The 22,747-nt window shown below is 66.9% G+C and carries 20 protein-coding genes and 1 other RNA gene; 20 read left to right on the top strand and 1 reads right to left on the bottom strand.

The features are described from left to right. Positions 1–169: 169 nt before the first annotated feature. The 9 genes from ABDJ40_RS23895 to ABDJ40_RS23855 all read left to right on the top strand — a co-directional run bounded on the left by ABDJ40_RS23895 (position 170) and on the right by ABDJ40_RS23855 (position 10,017). Complete coding sequence (locus tag ABDJ40_RS23895) at positions 170–877, top strand: TetR/AcrR family transcriptional regulator (protein ID WP_347613524.1); 708 nt, start codon at positions 170–172, stop codon at positions 875–877. Between the two features lie 48 nt (positions 878–925). Continuing rightward, positions 926–2,173 carry an efflux RND transporter periplasmic adaptor subunit gene (locus tag ABDJ40_RS23890; protein ID WP_347613523.1) on the top strand — a complete coding sequence of 416 codons (1,248 nt, stop codon included), beginning with the start codon at positions 926–928 and terminating at the stop codon, positions 2,171–2,173. Positions 2,174–2,188: 15 nt separating this feature from the next. Next, positions 2,189–5,377, top strand: a complete 3,189-nt coding sequence (locus ABDJ40_RS23885) for an efflux RND transporter permease subunit (RefSeq protein WP_347613521.1) — start codon at positions 2,189–2,191, stop codon at positions 5,375–5,377. 60 nt (positions 5,378–5,437) lie between these two features. Then, a complete protein-coding gene (locus tag ABDJ40_RS23880) occupies positions 5,438–6,091 on the top strand; it encodes a protein-L-isoaspartate O-methyltransferase family protein (protein ID WP_347613520.1) in 654 nt (217 codons plus the stop codon). Positions 6,092–6,096: 5 nt separating this feature from the next. Beyond that, positions 6,097–6,438 (top strand): rhodanese-like domain-containing protein, encoded by a 342-nt coding sequence (locus ABDJ40_RS23875; RefSeq protein WP_347613518.1) that lies wholly within the window; start codon positions 6,097–6,099, stop codon positions 6,436–6,438. A gap of 45 nt (positions 6,439–6,483) precedes the next feature. Next, the gene (locus ABDJ40_RS23870) at positions 6,484–7,860 is read left to right on the top strand and encodes a TolC family outer membrane protein (protein ID WP_269633910.1); all 1,377 of its coding nucleotides are present in this window, start codon (positions 6,484–6,486) and stop codon (positions 7,858–7,860) included. Positions 7,861–7,995: 135 nt separating this feature from the next. Next, positions 7,996–8,775, top strand: coding sequence for a peroxide stress protein YaaA (gene yaaA, locus ABDJ40_RS23865; RefSeq protein WP_347613517.1), 780 nt, complete (start codon positions 7,996–7,998; stop codon positions 8,773–8,775). Positions 8,776–8,799: 24 nt separating this feature from the next. Continuing rightward, positions 8,800–9,648: a 2OG-Fe(II) oxygenase gene (locus ABDJ40_RS23860; RefSeq protein ID WP_347613515.1), complete on the top strand. Its 849-nt coding sequence runs from the start codon at positions 8,800–8,802 to the stop codon at positions 9,646–9,648. 48 nt (positions 9,649–9,696) lie between these two features. After that, positions 9,697–10,017: a hypothetical protein gene (locus tag ABDJ40_RS23855; RefSeq protein ID WP_347613514.1), complete on the top strand. Its 321-nt coding sequence runs from the start codon at positions 9,697–9,699 to the stop codon at positions 10,015–10,017. 93 nt (positions 10,018–10,110) lie between these two features. On the opposite strand, the gene ABDJ40_RS23850 is transcribed toward ABDJ40_RS23855, so the two are convergent. Next, positions 10,111–10,572, bottom strand: coding sequence for an Lrp/AsnC family transcriptional regulator (locus tag ABDJ40_RS23850; protein WP_183104471.1), 462 nt, complete (start codon positions 10,570–10,572; stop codon positions 10,111–10,113). Between the two features lie 99 nt (positions 10,573–10,671). Here ABDJ40_RS23850 and ilvB point away from each other — a divergent pair, with 99 nt between their 5' ends. From ilvB to ABDJ40_RS23795, 11 genes are all read left to right on the top strand, one after another. Beyond that, a complete protein-coding gene (ilvB, locus tag ABDJ40_RS23845) occupies positions 10,672–12,519 on the top strand; it encodes a biosynthetic-type acetolactate synthase large subunit (RefSeq protein WP_347613511.1) in 1,848 nt (615 codons plus the stop codon). Between the two features lie 63 nt (positions 12,520–12,582). Then, on the top strand, positions 12,583–13,287 hold the full coding sequence (gene ubiG / locus ABDJ40_RS23840; RefSeq protein WP_347613509.1) for a bifunctional 2-polyprenyl-6-hydroxyphenol methylase/3-demethylubiquinol 3-O-methyltransferase UbiG: 705 nt from the start codon (positions 12,583–12,585) through the stop codon (positions 13,285–13,287). 11 nt (positions 13,288–13,298) lie between these two features. Further along, positions 13,299–14,009, top strand: coding sequence for a phosphoglycolate phosphatase (gene gph / locus ABDJ40_RS23835; protein ID WP_347613508.1), 711 nt, complete (start codon positions 13,299–13,301; stop codon positions 14,007–14,009). A 15-nt stretch (positions 14,010–14,024) separates the two neighbouring features. Then, positions 14,025–14,384: a transfer-messenger RNA gene (ssrA, locus tag ABDJ40_RS23830) on the top strand. Positions 14,385–14,582: 198 nt separating this feature from the next. After that, positions 14,583–15,887 carry a tyrosine-type recombinase/integrase gene (locus ABDJ40_RS23825; protein ID WP_347613506.1) on the top strand — a complete coding sequence of 435 codons (1,305 nt, stop codon included), beginning with the start codon at positions 14,583–14,585 and terminating at the stop codon, positions 15,885–15,887. A gap of 866 nt (positions 15,888–16,753) precedes the next feature. Continuing rightward, a complete protein-coding gene (locus ABDJ40_RS23820) occupies positions 16,754–17,545 on the top strand; it encodes a hypothetical protein (protein WP_347613504.1) in 792 nt (263 codons plus the stop codon). Between the two features lie 72 nt (positions 17,546–17,617). Further along, positions 17,618–17,860, top strand: coding sequence for a helix-turn-helix transcriptional regulator (locus ABDJ40_RS23815; RefSeq protein WP_347613503.1), 243 nt, complete (start codon positions 17,618–17,620; stop codon positions 17,858–17,860). Next, on the top strand, positions 17,857–18,414 hold the full coding sequence (locus tag ABDJ40_RS23810; RefSeq protein WP_347613500.1) for a hypothetical protein: 558 nt from the start codon (positions 17,857–17,859) through the stop codon (positions 18,412–18,414). Before ABDJ40_RS23815 ends, ABDJ40_RS23810 begins: the two co-directional genes overlap by 4 nt. A 321-nt stretch (positions 18,415–18,735) precedes the next feature. Continuing rightward, positions 18,736–18,987, top strand: a complete 252-nt coding sequence (locus tag ABDJ40_RS23805) for a hypothetical protein (RefSeq protein WP_347613498.1) — start codon at positions 18,736–18,738, stop codon at positions 18,985–18,987. Continuing rightward, positions 18,984–19,409 carry a hypothetical protein gene (locus ABDJ40_RS23800; protein WP_347613496.1) on the top strand — a complete coding sequence of 142 codons (426 nt, stop codon included), beginning with the start codon at positions 18,984–18,986 and terminating at the stop codon, positions 19,407–19,409. The genes ABDJ40_RS23805 and ABDJ40_RS23800 overlap by 4 nt, the downstream gene beginning before the upstream one ends. Then, positions 19,406–22,429 (top strand): DUF927 domain-containing protein, encoded by a 3,024-nt coding sequence (locus ABDJ40_RS23795; protein ID WP_347613495.1) that lies wholly within the window; start codon positions 19,406–19,408, stop codon positions 22,427–22,429. Before ABDJ40_RS23800 ends, ABDJ40_RS23795 begins: the two co-directional genes overlap by 4 nt. Positions 22,430–22,747: the final 318 nt, after the last annotated feature.

The following is a 22,747-nucleotide window of genomic DNA, read 5'->3' as shown; positions in this document are numbered from 1 at the left end:
CGCTCCGTCGGTTCGGGCTGGAAATTGAAGCGGCGGATGATAAGCGCTGAGCCTTGCAGTCTCCGGTCAAGCGGCGCAACTCCTGTAAATGCCAGGTAAAGCCGTGCCTCACCCGCCTTGACCCCTGGCGGGGCAGTGCATACAGTACTGACCGGTCAGTCAGTACACCATGAGCCCACGCAAGAACGCCCCCTCCGTTGCACCGCCTGCCGAGCTGCCCGCCCCGGGCGCCCCGGCCCGCAAGGCGCCCGCCCCGCGCCAGCGGCGCAAGGAGGCGCGCCCGCAGGAGCTGCTGGCCGCGGCACTGGAGCTGTTCGTCGAGAAGGGCTTCGCCGCCACCCGCTCCGAGGAGGTCGCGCAGCGGGCCGGGGTGTCCAAGGGCACGCTGTACCTCTACTACCCGTCCAAGGAAGAGCTGTTCAAGGCCATGGTGCGGGAGAGCCTGTCCTCGCGCATTGCCGAGGCCAGTGTGCTGATCTCACAGTACGAAGGCGCCACGACCGAGCTGCTGCACCGCGTGATGCACCTGTGGTGGACCGAGGTGGGCCTGAGCCCCGCCGGCGGCATCACCAAGATCATGATGGCCGAGGCGCGCAACTTCCCGGAGCTGGCCAGCTTCTTCCACGAGGAAGTGATCGCGCCCACCCAGGCCCTGCTGGCCCAGGTGATCCAGCGCGGCATCGACCGCGGCGAGTTCCGCCCGGTGTCCCCGATGATGACAGTGCAGGTCCTGATCGGGCCCATGCTGCACCTCGTGCTGTTCCAGCATTCCTTCGGCGCCTGCGCGCACCTCCCCTGCGAGAACCCGGCCGACGTGCTGGCCTTGGAAATCGACCTGCTGCTGCATGGCTTGTGTCCACGGCCTGCCGCAGGCTGAGCGGCCCGACATCCCCCTTCCGATCCACCTCATCACGCCCCGAGTGCCATGCCCCAGTCCCGCCTGAACTGTTCTCGCCCGCAGCGCTTCCAGCGGGGGCGCCTGCACTGGTCGATCTGGCTGCTGCTGGTGCTGGGCGTGCTGATCGCCGCCGGCGTCTACCGCGCACGGGCGGCCCGCCAGGCGGCAGTGCCCGTGGCCACGACCGCCACGCCCCAGCTGCGTCTGGCCGAGTCCGATGTGCTGCAGGTGCAGTCCGGCCGGCTGGCGCGTTCGGTGGATGTGTCCGGCGGCCTGCGGGCGGTAGACTCCGCCGTGGTGAAGGCCAAGGTGGCCGCGGAGCTCAAGTCGCTGACGGTGCGTGAGGGGGATGCCGTCAAGGCCGGCCAGCTGCTGGGCCAGCTGGACCCGAGCGAATTCGAGATGCGGCTGCGCCAGGCCGAGCAGACCGCTGCCGCCGCCCGCGCCCAACTCGACATCGCCCGCCGCAACCTCGAGAACAGCCGAGGCCTGGTGAGCCAGGGCTTCGTCTCCTCGACGGCGCTGGAGAGCGCCGTCTCCACCGAGGCCTCGGCCGCCGCCAACTGGCAGGCCGCCGCCGCCGCCGTGGACCTGGCCCGCAAGGCGCTGGCCGACACCCGTCTGATCGCCCCCATCAGCGGGCAGGTCTCGCAGCGCCTGGCCCAGCCGGGCGAGCGCGTGGCCCTGGACGGCCGCATCCTGGAGATCGTGGACCTGCGCCAGCTGGAGCTGGAGGCGGCCATCCCCTCGGACAAGGCCGCCGGCCTGGCCGTGGGCCAGCAGGCGCAGCTGACGGTCGACGGCCTGGCCGAGCCGGTGATGGCCCAGGTCCAGCGCATCAATCCGGCCGCCCAGAGCGGCTCGCGCGCGGTGCTGGCCTATCTGCGCCTGCCCGCCTCGCAGCCCGGCCTGCGCGCCGGTCTGTTCGCCCGCGGCAGCGTGCTGATGGACGAGCGCGAGGCGCTCAGCCTGCCGCTCAGTGCCGTGCGGGTGGACCGCAGCGAGCCCTACGTGATCAAGATCGTGCCGGGCAAGGAAGGCCCCGAAGCGCAGTGGCAGACGGTGGCCCTGGGCGTGCAGGGTCAGGTCTTGCGCGAGGGGCGCCTGCGGGCCGCCGTGGAGCTGAAGTCGGGCGTGCAGGCCGGAGATCGCCTGCTGTCCGGCACGGCGGGCACGGTGGCGGCGGGCACGCGCCTGGTGCTGCCGGGCGCTGCGCCGGCATCGGCCCCCACCCCGGCCCCCACCCTGGCCCCCGCTTCGGCGGCCTCGCGCTGAACACGGGAGCACCCCATGTGGTTCACCCGCGTCTCCATTCACAACCCGGTCATGGCCACCATGGTCATGCTGGCCTTCGTCGTGCTGGGTCTGTTCAGCTACCAGCGCCTCTCGGTCGACCAGTTCCCCAACGTCGACTTCCCCACCGTGGTGATCAGCATGGACTATCCGGGCGCCTCGCCCGAGATCGTCGAGGCCGAGGTGACCAAGAAGGTGGAGGAGGCCGTCAACACGGTGGCGGGCATCAACTCGCTGTACTCGCGCTCCTACGAGGGCACCTCGGTGGTCATCGTGGAGTTCAACCTGGACGTCGATGGCCGCAAGGCCGCCGATGACGTGCGCGAGAAGGTCGCCCTGATCCGCCCCAGCCTGCGCGAGGAGGTCAAGGAGCCGCGCATCTCGCGTTTCGACCCGCAGTCCGTGCCCATCTTCAACGTGGCCCTGCTGTCCGACGACGGCCGCCAGAGCCCGCAGGCGCTCACCACCTGGGCTACCCAGGTGCTGCAGAAGAAGCTGGAGAACGTGCGCGGTGTGGGCTCGGTGGCCGTGGTGGGCGGTCTGCAGCGCCAAGTGCGCGTGGAACTGCAGCCCGCGGCCATGGAGTCCCTGGGCGTGGGCGTGGACCAGGTCCTGGCCGCCGTGAAGAGCGAGAACCAGGAGCTGCCCATGGGCGCCCTGCGCTCGGCCGAGCAGGAGCGCGTGGTGCAGGTCAATGCCCGCATGAAGCGGCCGGAGGACTTCGAGTCCATCGTGGTGGCGCGCAAGAACGGCTCGCCGATCAAGCTGGCCCAGGTCGCCCGCGTGGTCGATGGCCCGCAGGAGCTGGACAGCCTGGCGCTCTACAACGGGCAGCGCACGGTGCTGCTCTCGGTGCAGAAGAGCCAGGGCGAGAACACCATTGCCGTGGTCGACGGCCTCATGGAAGCGCTCAAGGAGGCCCGCAAGCTCACACCGCCCGGCGTGCGCCTGGAGGTCAACCGCGACAACTCGCGCGGCATCCGCGTCTCGGTGGCCAACGTCAAGCGCACCCTGATCGAGGGCGCGGCCCTGACGGTGCTGATCGTCTTCCTGTTCCTGAATTCCTGGCGCTCCACCGTCATCACCGGCCTGACGCTGCCCATCGCGCTGATCGGCACCTTCCTGTTCATGTATGCCTTCGGCTTCACGATCAACACCATCACCATGATGGCGCTGAGCCTGTGCGTGGGCCTGCTGATCGACGATGCCATCGTGGTGCGGGAGAACATCGTGCGCCACGTGGCCATGGGCGTGAACCCGCGCCAGGCCGCGCTGGACGGCACGGCCGAGATCGGTCTGGCCGTGCTGGCCACCACCTTCTCCATCGTGGCCGTATTCCTGCCCATCGGCTTCATGGGTGGCATCGTGGGCAAGTTCTTCCACGAGTTCGGCATCACCATCGTCGCGGCGGTGCTGATCTCCATGTTCGTCAGCTTCACGCTGGACCCCATGCTGTCCAGCGTCTGGCACGACCCGGCCATCCATGGCCATGGGGCAGGGCAGGGCGGGCCGAAGACCCTCTACGACAAGACCCTGGGTCGCGTCACCGGCGCCTTCGACCGCTTCACCGAGCGGCTGTCCGATGGCTACCAGACCATCCTCGGCTGGGCCCTGCAGCACAAGGGCAAGACCCTGGCCCTGGCGCTGGCCTGCTTCCTGGGCGGCTGCACGCTCTTCGGCGTGATGGGCAAGGAGTTCGTGCCCAAGGCCGACCTCTCGGAAACGCAGGTCAACTTCTACACACCCGTGGGCTCCTCGCTGGAGCTGACCGAGGCCCGTGCGCGCCAGGTCGACGAGGCCCTGCGCAGCCTGCCGGAAGTGCAGTACACCGTCACCACCATCAACAGCGGCTTCGCGGCGGGCAAGAACTACGGCGCTACCTATGTGCGCCTGGTCGACCGCAAGGACCGCCAGCGCAGCGTGGTGGAGATGGCCACGCCCCTGCGCCAGAAGCTGGACCAGATCCCGGGCATCACCGTCACCAACATCGGCCAGACCGATCTCGGCGGCAGCAAGAGCCTGCAGTTCTCGCTGCAGGGGCCGGACCTCAAGGAGCTGGAGCGCATCGCCAACGGCGTGATGGCCCAGATGCGCAAGATCCCCGGCCTGGTGGACCTGGACAGCACGCTCAAGGCCAACAAGCCCACGGCCTCGGTGGAGCTCAAGCGCGAGGCCCTGGCCGACGCAGGCCTCAACGTCAACGCTGTGGCCACCAGCCTGCGCACCCTGCTGGCCGGCACCACGGTGGGCAACTGGCGCGCGCCGGACGGCGAGAACTACGACGTCGTCGTGCGCCTGCCCCTGGTCCTGCGCGACAACATGGAGCAGCTCGCCGCCATGCCGCTCACCATCGCCGCGGCCGCGGACGGCGGCAGCCGCGTGGTGCGCCTGGGCCAGGTCGCGCAACTGAGCGAGTCCTTCGGCGCCAACCAGATCAACCGGCGCGACATGAACCGCGAGATCAACATCGACGCCAATGCCCTGGGCCGAAGCGCCGGCGAGATCTCGGCCGACATCCAGAAGATCCTGCAGGCCACGCCCATGCCGCCGGGCTACCGCTACAGCTTTGGCGGCTCGACGAAGAACATGACCGAGTCCTTCCAGTACGCCGTCGGCGCCCTGGCCCTGGCCATCGTGTTCATCTACATGATCCTGGCCAGCCAGTTCAAGAGCTTCCTGCAGCCCCTGGCGCTGATGACCTCGCTGCCCCTGACGCTGATCGGCGTGGCCGTGGCCCTGATCAGCTTCAACTCCACGCTGAACATGTTCTCCGTGATCGGCATCGTGATGCTCATGGGCCTGGTGACCAAGAACGCCATCCTGCTGATCGACTTCGCCATCCGCTCCCGCGAGGGGGTGCATGCGCATGGGGTCGATGCAGAGCCCATGACGCGGGAGCAGGCCCTGCTGCATGCGGCCCGCGTGCGGCTGCGGCCCATCCTGATGACCACCCTGGCCATGGTCTTCGGCATGGTGCCGCTGGCCTTTGCCATGTCCGAGGGCTCGGAGCAGCGTGCGCCCATGGGCCAGGCGGTGATCGGGGGCGTGATCACCTCCTCGCTGCTGACCCTGGTGGTGGTGCCGGTGGTCTATTGCCTGCTGGATGACCTGGCGCAATGGGCGCGGCGTCGCTGGCGTGGTGCTGCCGCCTCAGCCCCCGGGGCCGCCCCCTCGTCCGGGAAATAGAATGCCCGGGTTGCGCCGGAAGCCCCGGCGCCCCTTCCAGATGAAACGCCGAGCATTGCCATGAATTTCGAACAAGCCCGCTTCAACATGATCGAACAGCAGATCCGCCCCTGGGATGTGCTGGACGCGAGCGTCCTGGCCCTGCTGAGCAGCGTCCGGCGCGAAGACTTCGTGCCGGCCGAGCTGCGCACCCTGGCCTTCACCGACACCGAGCTGCCGCTGGTCGGCACTCGCCGTGCCCTGGCGCCCCGCGTGGAGGCCCGCCTTCTGCAGGAAATGCAGGTGCAGCGTGGAGAGAAGGTCCTGGAGATCGGCACCGGCATCGGCTATCTGACCGCCATGATCGGGCACAAGGCCCAGTCCGTGGTGAGCCTGGAGGCGGATCCCGCCCTGGCCAAGGCAGCCGCGGAGAAGCTGCGCCGCGCCGGCCTGTCCAATGTGCAGGTGCGCGAGGCCGACGGTCGCCAGGGGGCGCCGGGCGAGGCTCCATTCGACGTCATCGTGCTGGCAGGCTCCGTGGCCGAGCTGCCGCAAGTCCTGCTGGACCAGCTCAAGGTGGGCGGTCGCCTGCTGGGCATCGTCGGTGACGAGCCCATGATGCGCGCCGTGCAGGTGCGCCGCGTGGGCGAGAAGGAATTCCAGACCACCGAGCTCTTCGACACCGTCGCCCAGCGCCTGCCGGGCTTCGATTCGCGTCCGGCCTTCACCTTCTGAGCGGCATGGCCTGGCAGCTGCCCCCCACCGAATTCCAGGCCTGGCTGGCCGAGGTGGCGCCCGAGGGGCGCCCCCTGCTGCTGGACGTCCGCGAGGACTGGGAGGTGGCGCAGGTGGCCCTGCGCCACGAGGGAACGGACTGGCTGCACATCCCCATGAACGACGTGCCGGCCCGCCTGGGCGAGCTGGAGGCCTCACGGGCCGTCGTCTGTTATTGCCATCACGGGGTGCGAAGTCTGCAGGTCGTCGCATTTCTTTCGGCCCGAGGCTTCGATTCCGTCTATAACCTCGCCGGCGGCATCGATGCCTGGTCCCTTCAGGTGGACCCCTCGCTGCCTCGATACTGATTGCCAACCGAACAACCATCAAAACCATTGCTGCAAGGAAGCTTCATGGCTGCTGATCGACTCTCTTCCTCTTTGCGTCCGCGGGCCAGTGTCCTGGCCGCCACCCTAGGCCTGTTGTTCGGTGGGGTGTCGACGGTGCAGGCCCAGAGCCTGCAGGAGCTCTATGACGCAGCCCGTGCCTATGACGCCAGCTACCTGGCCGCGCGGGCGCAGGCTGAGTCGGCCGAGTTCAAGGCGGGGCAGGCGGATGCCCTGGCGCGTCCCACGCTCGGCGCCGGCACCAGCGTCTACAAGACCCAGACCCACACGCCCAGCTATGGCGCGATGAGCGCCGCCGGCCCGGTGACGGTGCCCTCGGCCACCATGAACTCCACGGCCACGCAGCTGGGCCTCAGCGCCAAGTACTCGGTCTACAACCGCGGCAATGCCGTCACCATCGAACAGGCCCAGCGCGGCCTGGGCGTGGCCCGCGCCGACCTGGAATCGGCCGAGCAGGACCTGATCGTCCGCGTGGCCCAGGCCTACTTCGACGTGCTCAATGCCCGCGACACCCTGGCCACCGCCCAGGGCAACAAGAAGGCCGTGGCCGAGCAGCTGGCCTCCGCCAAGCGCAATTTCGAGGTGGGCACCGCTACCATCACCGACACCCGCGAAGCCCAGGCCCGCTATGACTTGGCCACCGCCCAGGAACTGGCCGCCGACAACGACCTGCGCGTCAAGCAGGTCACGCTGGACCAGATCGTCGGCCGCGTGGGCGTCGATCCCAAGCCCCTGGCCCAGCCCGTGGCCCTGCCGGCCCTGGCCTCCGACCAGGTCGAGACCTGGGTGAGCCAGTCCGAGCAGCACCCGGTCATCCGCAAGGCCCAGCTGGGCCTGGAAGTCGCGCGCCTGGAGACCGAAAAGGCCAAGGCCGCCAACGGCCCGACGGTGGACGCCAACGGCTCGCTGGGCGTGGTCAACAACCGCGGCGACGTGCAGATCCCCGGCACCACGCGCCAGGCCAAGGTGGGCCTGGAGCTCAACATCCCGCTGTACACGGGCGGCTACAACGACAACCGCATCAAGGAAACGCTGAAGCTGGAAGAGAAGTCGCGCAACGACCTCGACTTCGCCCGCCGCAGCATCTCCGAAGCCACCAAGCGCGCCTTCTTCGGCGTGCAGTCCCTGCGCGCCCAGGTCAAGGCCTACGAGGCCGCCGAAGCCTCCACCAAGCTGGCCCTGGAAGCCACCCAGCTGGGCTACAAGCTGGGCGTGCGGGTCAACCTGGACGTGCTGAACGCCCAGACCCAGCTCTTCTCCACCCAGCGCGACCTGGCCAAGGCCCGCTACGACGTGGTGCTCAACAGCCTCAAGCTGCGTCAGGCTTCGGGCCAACTGCGTCCCGAGGACCTGGCTGCCGTCAACGCCCTGCTGGCCAAGTAAGCGGCGCGGGCGCTGCCCGGCATCACTCCAGGCCCGCTGTGCCCTGCAGCGGGCCTTGTCATTGGTACTGCGACACAATGGGGGCATCACCTGACCCCGCCTGCCGCCACAGCTCGCACGAGCCTTCCCCGATCCATGCTGTTCCTGCTTTCGCCCGCGAAATCCCTGGACTACGACAGCCCGGTCTCGCCGGCCGTCGAGGCCCTGGCCACCGAGCCGCAGTTCATCCCCGAGTCCATCGAGCTGATCGAGGTGCTGCGCCGGCTCACGACGGCCGACATCGCGCGGCTGATGGACCTCTCGGATGCGCTGGCTGCCCTCAACGTGGCGCGCTACCAGGCCTGGGCGCCGCGCTTCACGCCCGAGAACAGCAAGCCCGCGGTGCTGGCCTTCAACGGTGACGTCTACGACGGGCTGGACGCGAAAGGCCTCAGCCTGAAGCAGCTGCGCTGGGCGCAGGACCATGTGCTGATCCTCTCGGGCCTCTATGGCGTGCTGCGGCCCCTTGACCGCATGCAGCCCTACCGCCTGGAGATGGGGACCTCGCTGGCCACGCCGCGGGGGCGCAATCTCTACGGCTTCTGGGGCGACCGCATTGCCGAGCATCTCAATGCCCGGGCCGCCGCCTCGCATGTGCCGGTGATCATCAACCTGGCTTCGCAGGAATACTTCAAGGCCGCGGACCGCAAGGTGCTGCATCCGCGTGTCATCGACTGCCAGTTCGAGGACTGGAAAGGCAGCGGCTACAAGATCATCAGCTTCTTTGCCAAGCGAGCGCGCGGCCTGATGGCCCGCTACTGCATCGAGCAGGGCGTGGACCGCCCCGAGGGGCTGAAGGACTTTGCCGTGGACGACTACGCCTTCGCGGCCGAGGCCTCCACGCCGGAGCGCCTGGTGTTCCGCCGCAAGCGCTGAATCAAGGAGAGCAAGGAGAGGACGATGGGGCAGGCTGCATCTCCCGAGTTGTGTCGCTGGATCATCGAGCAGATCAGCGCCGGCGTGTCTGGCGACAAGATCCTGCAGGCCATGGTGCAGAGCGGCTGGGACGAGACCGTGGCGAAGACGGCATTCGCGCAGGTCTCCCAAGCTCATCAGAAGGACGAAGCCCGGCGCGCCGGCAAGCCCTTCACCGATTCGCTGCCGGAGCCGGACCTGACGGGGCAGCCCACGGTGATCCGCGCCCTGGACCGTGACGTCAAGGTGCTGCTGACCCTGGCCCACCCCCGCGTCGTACTCTTTGGCGAGCTGCTTTCGCACGAGGAGTGCGACGCCCTGGTGGGGTTCAGCCGCGACCGCCTGAGCCGCTCGGAGACCGTGGCCGTGAAGGTCGACGGCAGCGAGGTCAATACCGCCCGCACCAGCGACGGCATGTTCTTCGAGCGTGGCGAGAACGAGCTGTGCGCGCGCATCGAGGCCCGCATCGCGGCCTTGCTGAACTGGCCGGTGCAGAACGGCGAGGGTCTGCAAGTGCTGCGCTACAAGCCGGGCGCCGAGTACCTGCCGCACTACGACTACTTCGACCCCTACCACGCCAGCACGCCGTCCATCCTGCAGCGCGGCGGGCAGCGCGTGGGCACGCTCGTGATGTATCTCAATACGCCGCGCCGCGGCGGTGGCACCATCTTCCCCGACAGCCGCCTGGAAGTGGCGCCGGTGAAGGGCAATGCCGTGTTCTTCAGCTATGGCCAGCCGGATCCTTCGACCCTCACCCTGCACGGCGGTTCGCCGGTGCTGGAAGGGGAGAAATGGGTGGCAACAAAATGGCTGCGCCAGGGCGTGTTCGAGTGAAGAGCAGCGCTTAGACTTCGCAGCAGTCCCTTGATTGGAATTCCGCACATGAAACGCATCCTGACCCTCAGCCTTGCCAGCCTGCTGGCACTGCCAGCCCTCGCCCAGCAAGCCCAGGGCACCGTGCAGCCCGCGGCTCCCCTGGTCACGCCGCAGCCAGCCGTGGCTCCCGCCGTGGCTGCCCAGCCCCTGCAGCAGGCCGCCGTGCAGCAGCCCACTGTGAAGGCCAAGAAGGCCCACAAGAAGTCGGCCACCGCAGGCAAGAAGGCCACCAAGAAGTCCGGCAAGAAGGCCGCCGGCAAACAGCACAAGGCCACCTCGCCGGCCAAGGTGAAGGCCAGCCACAAGCACGGCAAGGCCATGCACTGAATCCGGCCGTCGGCGCAGCCCCTGCGCCTGCCCGTGAAAACCGCCGCCCCGGCCTCGGGGACCGGCGGTTTTTGCATTAGAGCTCCTGCCGGCTCAGCGCTGCAGTGGCAGCTGGCTCTGCTTCAGCTGGCGCAGCACGAAGCTGGACTTGCTGTGGCGGATGCCGGGGATCTTGTAGAGCCGCTCGCGCAGCAGTCGCTCGTAGTCCCGGGTGTCGGCGACGGCGATGCGCACGTAGTAGTCATAGTCCCCCGAAACCAGGAAGGCCTCCAGCACCTCGGGAATCTGCTCCAGGGCCCGGCCGAACTCGAAGAGGGCTTCGTCCGAGTGGCTGTCCAGGGTCACATGCACGATGACCGTGTCCCCCAGTCCAACAGCGGCCGGGTTCACCCGCACGGCATAGCCCTCGATCACGCCGGCCTCCTCCATGCGCTTGATGCGGGTCCAGCACGGTGAGGTGCTGAGCCCCACAGCCTGGCTGATGTCCTGCAGGCTCTTGCGGGCGTCCTTCTGAAGCTCGGACAGGATGGCGAGGTCAAATTTATCCAGCTTCATTCTGTGAATCTTTTGATGTGCAGGAAGATTTTCTGAATATAGCCTTTGCAGGAGAAAAATCAGGAAGTATTTCTGATCGGCCTCAGGGACACTGAACCCATGAATGCTCCGCTCGCCTCCGCCTGCCTCCTGCCTGCTGCATCACCTGCCCCGGCGCCCGCCTTCAATGGCGCTGCGGCCCTCATCGAGACCTTGCTGAGCCTGGGCGTGGACACCGTCTTTGGCTACCCTGGCGGCGCCGTCCTGCCGTTGTACGACGCCCTGCATGCCCAGCCGCGCCTGCGCCATGTGCTGGTGCGCCATGAGCAGGCTGCCGTGCACGCCGCCGAGGGCTATGCGCGCACGACGGGTCGGGTGGGGGTGGTCTTCGTGACGTCGGGCCCGGGCATGAGCAACACCACGACAGGTCTGCTGGACGCGCTGTGCGACTCCATTCCGGTGCTGTGCATCAGCGGCCAGGTCGCCACCACGGCCATCGGCACCGATGCCTTCCAGGAGTGCGATGCCCTGGGCATCTCCCGCTCGGTCACCAAATGGAACCACCAGATCCGCAGCGCCGCGGCCGTCAGTGCTGCCGTGGTCAAGGCCCATGAGGTGGCGTTGGGCGGCCGACCCGGCCCGGTGCTGCTGGACCTGCCCAAGGATGTGCAGCTGACGCCCTTGCCAGACTGGCAGGGCCCGGCCCGCAGCGCGCCCTGGCGGCCTGAGCAGGCGCCGGCGCAGCAGCTGGTGGCGGCCGGGGCCGCCGAGGTCGACGCGGCGCTGGCGCTGCTGCTCGAGGCCCGGCGGCCGGTCTTCTATGGCGGTGGCGGCTTGATCAATGCCGGCCCGGTGGCCTGCGAGCGCTTCGCCGCGCTGGTGCGGGCCACGGCCGCCCCCTGCACGCTGACCCTGCTGGGCCTGGGCGCCTTCCCGGCCCGGGATCCGCAGAGCCTGGGCATGCTGGGCATGCACGGCACGCTGGAAGCCAATCTGGCCATGCATGAGGCGGATCTGGTGGTGTGCGTCGGCGCCCGCTTCGACGACCGTGTCACCGGCCGGCTGCAGGGCTTCTGCCCGCAGGCGCGAGTCGTGCATCTGGACATCGACCCGCGCTCGCTCAACAAGGTCGTCAAGGCCGACGTGGCCCTGCTGGGCGACTGCGGCGAGAGCCTGGGCCTGCTGCTGCAAGGCTGGCAGGCCCGGCAGCCGGGCAGCCCCGAGGCGCGGCGCGAGCGCCTGGCGCCCTGGTGGGCCCGCATTGCCCGCTGGCAGGCCCGGCAATGCCTGGACTTCGAGGACAGGCAGGACGCCATCCTGCCGCAAGCCCTGATGCGCACGCTGCAGCGGCAGCTGCGTGTGCGGGCGGCGGCGCAGGGCCGCGAGCCCATCGTTGCAACGGACGTGGGCCAGCACCAGATGTGGGCCGCGCAATACCTGGCCCCGGATGCGCCGGGGCGTTGGCTCAGCTCGGGCGGCGCAGGCACCATGGGCTTCGGACTGCCGGCGGCCATCGGGGCGCAGGTGGCGCATCCCGAGACCCTGGTGGTGTGCGTCAGCGGCGATGCCTCGGTGCTGATGAACATCCAGGAGCTCTCCACCGCGGTGCAGCACCGCACGCCGGTCAAGTTGGTGCTGTCCAACAATGGCTATATGGGCATGGTGAGGCAGTGGCAGCAGCTGATCCATGGCAACCGCCTGAGCCACAGCTACACCGAGGCGCTGCCGGACTTCGTGGCCCTGGCCCGGGCCTTCGGCTGGCAGGCCCGCCGCGTGAGCGAGCGGGCCGAGCTGGAGGAGGCGCTGGCTGAGTGCCTGGCCTCGGACGGCCCCTTCTTCCTGGATGTGGCGGTGGCGGCGCAGGAGAACTGCTTCCCCATGATCCCTGCCGGCGCCGCGCACAACGAGATCTGGCTGGGGGAGGGCCGGCGCTGGGATGACACCCCGCTGCCCGCCGGCGCCTGCTGACCCCGGCTGCATCAGGGCCTGCATCAAGCCGGGGCAGGGGTGCTTGACTTACCATTGCGCCCCATGACGATCAATGCCGACCCCCAAGAGCTGGCCAAATTCGGCGAGCTGGCCCATCGCTGGTGGGACCCCGAGAGCGAATTCAAGCCGCTGCACCAGATCAATCCCCTGCGCCTGGGCTGGATCGACAGCCTCTGCCCCCTGGCCGGCCTCAAGGTGCTGGACGTGGGCTGCGGCGGCGGCATCCTCACCGATTCCCTGGCCCGCAAGGGCGCCGAGGCCCTGGGCATCGACCTCGCGACCAAGGCCCTGCGCGTGGCCCAGCTGCACGCCATGGAGGCCGGCACGCCCAATGTGAGCTACCAGGAGATCGCGGTCGAGGAACTGGCCGCGCAGCGCCCGGGCGAGTTCGACGCCGTCACCTGCATGGAGATGCTGGAGCACGTGCCCGACCCGGCCTCGGTGGTGCAGGCCCTGGCCACGCTGGTGAAGCCGGGGGGCTGGGTCTTCATGTCCACGCTGAATCGCAACTTCAAGAGCTTTCTGCTGGCCATCGTGGGCGCCGAGTACGTGCTCAAGATGCTGCCGGCCGGCACCCATGAGTACGCGCGATTCATCAAGCCGGCCGAGCTGGCCCGCATGGCGCGCGACGCCGGCCTGGAGCTGCACAGCAGCAAGGGCCTCAGCTACAACCCCTTCACCCAGCGCTACAGCCTGGGCACCGACACCGACGTGAACTACCTGTTCGCGCTGCGTCGTCCAGCTTGAGCGGCCCGCCCATGGACACCTGCCTGAGCCCCGACACGGGCGCCGCGCTGCAGAGCCGCCTGGCCGGCCTTCGCGCTGTGCTGTTCGACCTCGACGGCACCCTGATCGACAGCGCGCCCGACCTCGCTGGCGCCGCCAACGAGCTGCGTGCTGCACGCGGCCTGCCGCCCCTGGACTACGCGCTGCTGCGCCCCATGGTGGGCTCGGGCGCGCGCGGCATGCTGGCAGTCTCCCTGCAGGTCACCCCGGCGCACCTGGACTTCGAGTCCCTGCGCACCGATTTCCTGGCGCGCTACGAGGCCCGCATGCTCCAGGAGACGGCCATCTTCGAGCAGGTCCATCCCTTGCTGGACGCCCTGGAGCAGGCCGCCATGCCCTGGGGCATCGTGACCAACAAGGCCGAGCGATTCGCCCTGCCCGTGACCGAAGGCCTGGGCCTGGCAGCCCGCGCCGGCACCGTGATCGGCGGGGACACCACGCCGCACGCCAAGCCCCATCCCGCGCCGCTGCTGGAAGCCGCACGCCGCCTGGGCGTCGCGCCCGAGCAGTGCGCCTATGTGGGAGACGACGAGCGCGACATCGTGGCCGGCCGAGCAGCCGGCATGCTCACCGTGGCCGTGGCCTGGGGCTACCTGGGGCAGGGCGAGCCCATCGAGGCCTGGGGTGCCGATTTCATCGTCCAGACGCCAGATGCCCTCTTGAAGTCTCTGCAACTGGCATAATCTGAAGTTCTGAAAGGGGCCGACCTGGTTTCGACGTGGGTGCGGATCCGGAGTAGGGCATGCCGAGCACCAGTTCGCTCGTAAATCCACTGGAAAAAACTACCTGCAAACGACGAAAAGTTTGCCCTCGCTGCTTAATTAGCACGAGGCTCCGCAACAGTTGGCCTATGGGCTGGGGTGGCAACACCTGCGGAGTCATTCACATAGGCTGGTCGCCGGTTGGGCTGTACGGCAGGCGACGAGATCATTCAGCTGGCGGCGTCCAAAGCGTGCTCCTGCGCGTTGGCACCGTGAGAATCAAACCAGAGAGCTAAGCATGTAGAACTGCCCGGTGATGGCTTGCGGACGCGGGTTCAATTCCCGCCGGCTCCACCAACACAGCGTTCAGCGAAGTTCGCTGAAGCCCGAAAGGCCCAAGTAAATCAACGACTTGGGCCTTTTTCTTTGTCCATCGACTTCCGGGTAAGTCCGCCAACATCCAGCATTTGACCGGGTAACTTTCCGGGTAGCTTGCGCCGGCCGGGTAACATGCATTCCAGGGTTACCCGGTGCGGTGCCGGGCTTGGAGGCGATATGGCGGCAAGCGATCTACTCACAGACAAGGCCATTCGGGCTGCGCTTAAGACGGCAGTCACAGAGGCCAAGCCGCGGAAGATCAGCGACGGCGGCGGTCTGGTGCTCGATGTGCGTCCGACTGGTGCCGGCTGGTGGCGTCTGCGTTACTGGCTGGCTGGCAAAGAGCGCATGCTGTCCCTGGGGACGTATCCCGATACCTCGCTCGCACAGGCTCGGGTGAAGCGCGACGAAGCCCGTCGCCTGGTGGCCGATGGGCAAGACCCCAGCGCAGTGCGCCAGGAGGCCAAGGCCGAAACCAAGCGCAAGCGCCAGGCCGAGCGCCTTGCCGACGCCGGTTTGCCACCCGAAGGCTCGTTTGAGGCCGTTGCCCGTGAATGGCTCAAGACGGTTCACGAGGTGAAGGTCAGCGCAAACCATGCCGAGCGCACTCGGATTCGCCTGGAGCAAGACGCCTTCCCGTGGATTGGACGATGCCCGATTGCTGAAATCGAGGCACCTGAGTTGCTGCAGGCCCTGCGAAGGGTAGAGGCGCGCGGGGCCATCGAGACAGCACATCGCATCAAGGACGCCTGCGGCCAGGTCTTCCGATACGGCATTGCCATCGGCGCTTGCTCACGCAATCCGGCCGCTGATCTGCGAGACGCCTTGCAGCCGGTGCAGACCAGTCACCATGCGGCCATCGTGGACCCGGTGCAGGTCGGCAAGCTGCTGCGCGACATGCAGGACTACCAGGGCAATGCCGCCACGCGAGCCGCCCTGAGTCTGTCGGCTCTGCTGTTGCTGCGCCCCGGTGAGCTGAGGCACATGGAATGGGCTTGGCTTGACCTGGAGTCAGCCACGCTGACCGTGCCCGCCGAGGTCATGAAGCGCAAGAAGGCTGACAAGGCAGATGGTCCGCCCCACCTGGTGCCCTTGGCTTCTCAGGCGGTTGCCATCTTGACGGATCTGCAGGCCCTCACCGGATCGGGCCGCTATGTCTTTCCAGCCCTGACAAGCAAGCAGCGCTGCATGAGCGAGAACACGGTGCGCAGCGCTTTGCGGCGGCTGGGCTATGGCAATGACGACATGACCGCGCACGGCTTCCGGGCCACGGCGCGGACCATGATTGCTGAGCGGCTGGGTATTGCCCCCGAGGTGATTGAGGCGCAGTTGGCCCATGCGGTAGCGGACTCTCTTGGTCGGGCCTACAACCGGACGCAGTACCTGGACCAGCGCAAGGCCATGATGCAGGCATGGGCCGACTACCTCGACCGCTTGCGCAAAGGCGCTGAAGTCGTGCCGATCGCCGGCAAGGCGGCATAGCGTGCCAGCTCAGAGTCGGCCGGCGATGACAACTTGGAGGGGCTGCGAAGCCCCTTTTCTCTTGGCCGCGAGGGGCGGCGGCGCCGGGGCATCCTTTCGCGCAGCTTTGCACGCCATGCGGGCGCCAGCGTTGGCAGGAAGGAGTCCTTTCCAAAGCTTGGGCAGCTCACCCGCTGATGTCGCTGGGGCGGTGTGCTGAGCCTGCTGTGGGTTGCCACGCTGCGAAGGCGAGTAAGTTGTCGTGAAGAGGCTGTGGATGTTGGGTACGGCCGGGAACACGGGAACGGGCAGCCAAAAGACACAGCGGGAGCTGGGGGAAGCCCATGTAAAACAATGATTTACGTTGATTGCTGGCGTCAGGTGGGGAACGGGAACAAGAACGGGAACAGTGCGGGAACACGGGAACGGGGCAGGGGATATCGAATGATGGTTCGTTCTTTACTTCTTCCTTCCCTCCTGCCAGATGTATCCAGCTGGAATGACCCGAGGTCCAGGGGCTGGATGAGGTGAGGTGGACGGGGAAGGGGGGTGTAAATCTCTGGGCATGCCTGCATACAGGACCGGCCAGCTAACCAAATTTCTGCGCGCGCAGGTTTTGAGGGGGGAGGGGGGCAGTCTGGCCGTCCATCGATTGCATCTGCCGAACCCTGGTGCTCCGCGAACGCTCTCGGAAAATGCGCGCTATATGCGCCCCCGTGCCCCCAGCCTAACGCGACGAATGGTGCAGGCGTCTGCACGCTCAGCGCGTCCTGCGCTGCTACGATGTGCCCGCGCAGCGTCGTCTGGCGGCTGATCCCCGCCAGATTGCCGGACACCCCGCCCGGTGGCGCTGCGCATCTTTGCTGCGCGGGGCATGCGGGGTATGCATGGTGATGATTCAACACGACGCGGTGCGTTGGGGGTGGGCGCGGGCGGACGATGCAGAGCGTTCATACCTGGTTCGCGTGGGCGATCTGGTGGACATGATTGCCAACCTAGAGCAGCGTGCGCGAGCTGATGCAGCAGTCAGGGTAAGTGGGCGGCTGAGCGCTGCCGCGCTCTTTCTCCTTCGCAAAGATGGCGATGCGCAGCGCGTCACTGAGGACTACCGTTTTGAGAGAACTACGGGCCGTCTCTGGATTGCCGGGGCGGATGGCTGGTACGGCTTTCCCAGCAGGCAGTCGGATGAGGATTACGTTGGGGTCAGTGGGGCGCGTGAGATGTTGCGCTATGCCTGGAACGGAGGCGATGCAGCACACCAACTGCTGGGCACCGCTGACCGCCTGGCCGTGTTCCGAGCTGACGCCGCGACGGCGTTCCCTGAGCTGGACTGGGGTGCAGATCTCAAACTTCCGCATGAAGCTGCATCGCGTGACCGCAAGGCTGCTCAAGCTGCAGCACTGGCGAGCGTTGCTCCGCCTGCTGGCTTCGTGCTGGGACGGCGATGGACTGATGAGATCCGCCTAGCCTTCATTTCCGCTTATGACGCGTTGATTGCAGCAGGCGTTGGCAAGGAAGCAGCCTTGATTGAACTGGCCAGCAGGGGATGGGCGGGCGCCGCCCCGACGCTGCAGAAACGCATTACCGAGGGCAATCAGGCTCGGGAGCGGATGCAGGAAAAGGCCCGTATCTTCCATGTGATCCCAGGCCGGAACCGGAACGGAACCGGAATCTGCTAGACCGTTCCGGGGGCGTCTGCCGATGCTTCCGTTACCGCCCGACTGGGCTTTGACGGAAACGAGCAGACTGCAATGAACCTTGTCTCAGAAACTCGCCCTCAGGTGAAGCGTGATCGCCTGCTGCGCTTGAGTTGCGTGGAGGCTGCAACTGGCCTCAAGAAGTCGACGATCTACCTCCTGCAGAAGCGCGGTGAGTTCCCGCACTGTGTGCAGATCACGCCGCGATGCGTAGCCTGGCCGGAAAGCAGTGTGCTGCAGTGGGTGCAAGACCGCATTTCTGCAGTGACCGTGCCGCAAGCCGGAGGCGAGCAATGAATGCGCAATGCCTCTTGACACTCGCGGCGCGCCACCTGGCCATGAACTGGAATCCGCAGGCCTCACGCGTCACGTTCAAGGCCTGGGCAGGCCCGGCGTGTGAAAGCACCTTTAGCGTGATGCTCGGCTTTGATGCCGGCGCAACAACACTGCGCTGCTTTGTGCACTACGCGACTGACGCAGTCTTTGCGTGCAAGTCCCTGCCTGTGCGAATCGATCTGCAGGAAGCGGTTGCACAGGGCGAGCCTGATGCCGCCGCGAGGCTTGCGCCGGCATGGCAGCAGCCGCTGCTTTACAGCGCGGTGGAGCAAATGGCCGTTACCTGGAATCCCCAATCCAGCGAGTGCGCTTTCGAGGTGGAGGGGGTTGAAGGGACGCTCCGCAAGCTTCGTGCGCAATTGGCTATTTGCCCGAGTACGAGCAACGCCTGCCTGATGGTCTTCGATGCTGGGTCGGGGGTCTGCCTGGCTCAGTCGGCCAAGGTGTTCCTCGACTACCAGGACACGGCAGACATCTTCAATGGCGTCCGACCATACCCGAATCCCCAGCATTGACGCCGCCTTTCCGTAGGCGTGCAGTGTGAGGGAGCCATTGCCGTTGACCTTTCTTGGCGCGGCCTTCCAACCATGAAAACTCCACTGAGATATACCGTGCTACATTCATCTACGGTGCTTCAAAACACCACAAATCACGCGGCAGGCCGCCCCGACAGCGCGGCTTTTTCACGCCCGAATTCCGCAAGGTTTATGGGCGGGATGGGCCTATCTGCAAAGACGGCCGCCCGGCGTGATTCGGGTTTTGAACATCCCGCCCACCCGCTGCGCTTCAAAACGCGGCGAGGTGGCTATCAGTCGCTCATCACGGAGCCTGTGACCATGAACCAATCCACCCTCAGCGGCCTTGGAGCCGTTGGCCTGCGCACTGCGGGCCAGTCCATCCCCAACTACCTGCACCGCGTTGCTCGCGGGGTTGTCATCCGGTCTGCGCTGCGCGGCCGGATCAAGTGGCCAGTCGCCCGGCACATGCTGCGCCCATTGGGGCAGCCTGCAGCAACTGGCATTCCCGCGCGCATGGTGCAGGCGTCTGCACAAGGCGAAGTTGGCCGAGTGGGCGAGGTGGCAGCATGAACACTCGTACTTCACCGCAGCAAGGCACCGCTGACGAGGCCGCGACCCAGCCCAACATGGCGGAAGCGGCTGTGCCGCACGCGGAATCGACTGAAAGCCCGTCCCCGGTGTTTGAGCCATTTAGTTGGATTCATCCTGGAGCCGCGCCTGGCGGGATGGATGCGGGGCGGAGTCTGGAGTTCGTGTGCTCGACCCGTGACGTTGCTGCCGGTGTGGCGTCGATCCTGGAAATGCTGGAGCGGGAAGACTTGGATGCCACCTTTACCGACGAAGGCGGGCGAGACTTGCCCAGGCTCTTCTCCAATGTGGTGAGAGGCAATTTGCAACGGCTGGCCATCGCAAGCTTGCAACTGCTCACGGCGAGTGCAGATGACGAAATCGACCGTGCCAATCGCAAGGCAAGGAAGCCGACCGACACATGAGCAAAGCCCGCCCCAAGAAAGCAGGTGGGGCGGCGCAGCGGGAGCGCCCAATCACGCCAGACCTTGTGCGTGAGGCGCTTCATCATGTGCCGCCAGACGTCGATCGCGAAACCTGGGTGCGCCTGGCCATGGCCATCAAAGCCGAGCTGGGCGCGGAAGGTTTCGAGCTGTGGGACACCTGGAGCCAGCAGGCACGGGACTACAGCGCCACCGATGCCAAGGACACCTGGCGCAGCATCAAGGCCGGCGGACGCGTGACCGTAGGCACGCTGTTCGGCATTGCCAAGGATCACGGCTTCCGCTTCCCCGAACCAGGCGCAGCACCGGCAGCACCTGACCCCGCCGCGCTGGCGGAGGCGGCGCGCCTTGCTGAGCGCAAACAGCAGCAGCGGGACGCAGAAGCTGCCGAGTACCGCGAGCGGGCCGAGCGTGCAGCCCGTGATGCGCAATCGCTGTGGGCTGAGGCCCGCGAGCAGGGCGCCAGCCCCTATCTGCAGCGCAAGGGCGTGCAAGGGTTCGGTGTTCGCTACTTGGCGGACGGCACCTTGCTTGTGCCCATGCGCAACGCAGCCGGCGAACTGCGCAACGTGCAGCGCATCGCGCCGGCCAAGCCAAGCGCTGAGCAAGAGGCGCGAGGATGGCGAGAAAAACGCTTCCTCTCCGGTGGCCGCAAGTCCGGCTTGTTGCATTGGCTTGGCCAGCCGCAGTGCGCGGCGGTGCTTTGCCTGGCTGAAGGCTACGCCACGGCCGCGAGCGTGCATGCAGCGACGGGCTTGCCAGTCGCGGTGTGCTTCGATGCGGGCAACCTGGTCAACGTGGCCAAGGAACTGCAGCCGCTCTTTCCTGGCGCTGCATTCCTGGTCTGCGGTGACGATGACACCGCCACGGCCGAGCGCACCGGCAAGAACCCCGGCCGCGTGGCTGCAGCACAAGTGCGCCGCGCCATGCGTAGCACTGGCGCTGTGGCGGGGGAGGTGTTCACCGATGCCGCTGCTACTGGCTGCAATGACTTCAATGACTTGGCTGCGGCACAGGGCCTGCCTGCTGTGGCGGCTTTGGTCAACGCTGCCGCTGCAGCCGTGATGACGGGCGCTGTAAGGCCTGATGTCAGCACAGCCGCACTCGACCCTAGGCCCAATCCTGACGCAGGTGTCGAGGCGGGGACAGGTGTTGCATATGCCGCGCCGGCTGCTGGTTCGGCAGAGTCGGAGCAGCCTGAGCGCGACCCTTCGGACCCGTTCTTCATTTCTGACGGGGGCTCAGACTATGCGCCAGGTGTGTACTTCGTGGCCAGAGATGCGGAGGGCAACGAGCGCAAGCCGGAATGGGTCTGTGCGCCGCTGCGTGTGACCGCCAAGACGCGCACCGAAGGCGCCGAGGCCTGGGGTTATCTGCTGGAGTTCACCGACCCGGACGGCAATGCCAAGACCTGGGCCATGCCGGCGCAGATGCTGGCCGGCGAGGGCAGCGAATGGGCGGGCTATCTGCGTGCCATGGGCCTGCAGATGGCGCCGGGGACGAAGGCGCGCAACCTGCTGGCGCGGTACGTGGACACCCGGCGAGTGCGCGCTCGGGCGATCTGCACGGATCGTGTGGGCTGGCATGGGGGCGTGTACGTGCTGCCATCGGGAAGCATCGGCCAAGCCGAGGGCCTGCGCTATGTCTTCCAGAGTGAGGGCGGCATTGATGACCAGTACAAGCAGCGCGGCGAGCTGCAGGCCTGGCGCGCCGAGGTGGCGGCTCTTGCGGCAGGCAATTCGCGCTTGGTATTCGCCCTGTGCTGTGCTTTTGCCGGGCCGCTACTGCGCCTGGCAGGCGTGGAGAGTGGCGGGTTTCAGTTCAGAGGAGACTCCAGCGGTGGCAAGACCACTGCACTGAAGGTGGCCGCATCGGTGTTTGGCCCGCCAGGCTATATGCAGCGCTGGCGCACCACGGATAACGCTTTGGAGGCGACGGCCGTGCAGCACAGCGACTCACTGCTAATCCTGGATGAGTTCGGCCAGCTCGATCCCAAGGTAGCCGGCGAATGCGCCTACATGCTCGCCAACGAGCAAGAGAAGGGCCGCGCCACTCGGGGCGGCCTGGCGAAGCGCCGCCGCAGCTGGCGCCTGCTGTTCCTGTCGTCTGGAGAGCTGGGCTTGGCGGACCACATGCGCCAGGCCGGCAAGGAAATGCGGGCCGGGCAAGAGGTGCGCTTTGTCGATATTCCCTTGGATGCCGGTGCCGGCATGGGCGGGCTGGAATGCCTGCATGGCTTCGATACCGCACAGGCCCTGGCCGAAGGCATCACGCACCGCGCGGCACAGCATTACGGCACGGCGGGCCGGGCCTGGGTCCAGTGGCTGGCTGAGCGCTTCGCTGCACTTCCGGCCGAGCTGGGCGCGCAGATCGAGCGGAACAAAGGCGACATGGTGCCCGAGTCGGCAGCGCAGCAAGTCTTTCGCGTTGGCAATCGCTTCGCTGTGGTGGCCGTGGCGGGCGAGCTGGCCACGCAAGCCGGCATCACAGGTTGGCAAGTAGGCGAGGCGGCAGCCGCTGTACGGGCTTGCTTCAATGCCTGGCTCAGTGCTCGGGGGCACATGGACAACGGCGAGGAAGCGGCGATGCTGCGCCAGGTGCGGCTATGGCTTGAGGCGAACGGCGATGCTCGGTTTACCTGGAGTCACCGGGCCATGGACGATCACCGAGGCAATACACCCTATCGGGCCGGTTTCAAGCGCTCGGTGGATGTGTCCGGCAAGCCCGTGAAGTTTGATGCAGCAACTGACTACATCGAAAGGCGCACTTCTTCCGAGTCAAGCGAGCGCCAGGCGGCAGAGGTTGAATACATGGTGTTGCCCGAGGTCTTCCGCCAAGAGGTGGCCAAGGGCTTCGATCCTGGAACGTTGGCAGCGATGTTGAAGCGGCGCGGGCACTTGATCCATGAGAAGGACCGGACAACAAACAAGCAGCGCTTGCCGGGCATTGGCTTGGCCCCGGTCTATCACATCAAACCGAGCATATTTTCTGATGAGCTGTAAAGCGTTGCTGCCCGAATGCTGGCGCTAATCACGGTTGACCGCTTTGCCGGGATGGATTGAGTGAGATGCTGGTGTCGCCTTCAAGCGGCCGGCTGCCTTGCAGCGGATGCTGTCTGTGGGCGCCGACGGTCGTACTCTCGCTGGATGCACCCAAGCAGTCGCTGGGCCCCGCCACAGGCGGCAGTCGAATCACTGCATGTTGGCGCCGACTGAAATTTGACCCACCCGTGAGGGCCCTGCCGATCCAAATTTGACCCAGGTGTTCAACCTACCCTGCCCGAGATATCCACAGCTGGGCGGGGGTGTGAGGAGTGATCA

Source organism: Roseateles flavus, from assembly GCF_039872765.1.
Lineage (GTDB): Bacteria > Pseudomonadota > Gammaproteobacteria > Burkholderiales > Burkholderiaceae_C > Roseateles_B > Roseateles_B flavus.
The sequence above is the reverse complement of the archived record's forward strand: the minus strand, read 5'-3'. Positions and strand labels throughout refer to the sequence as shown.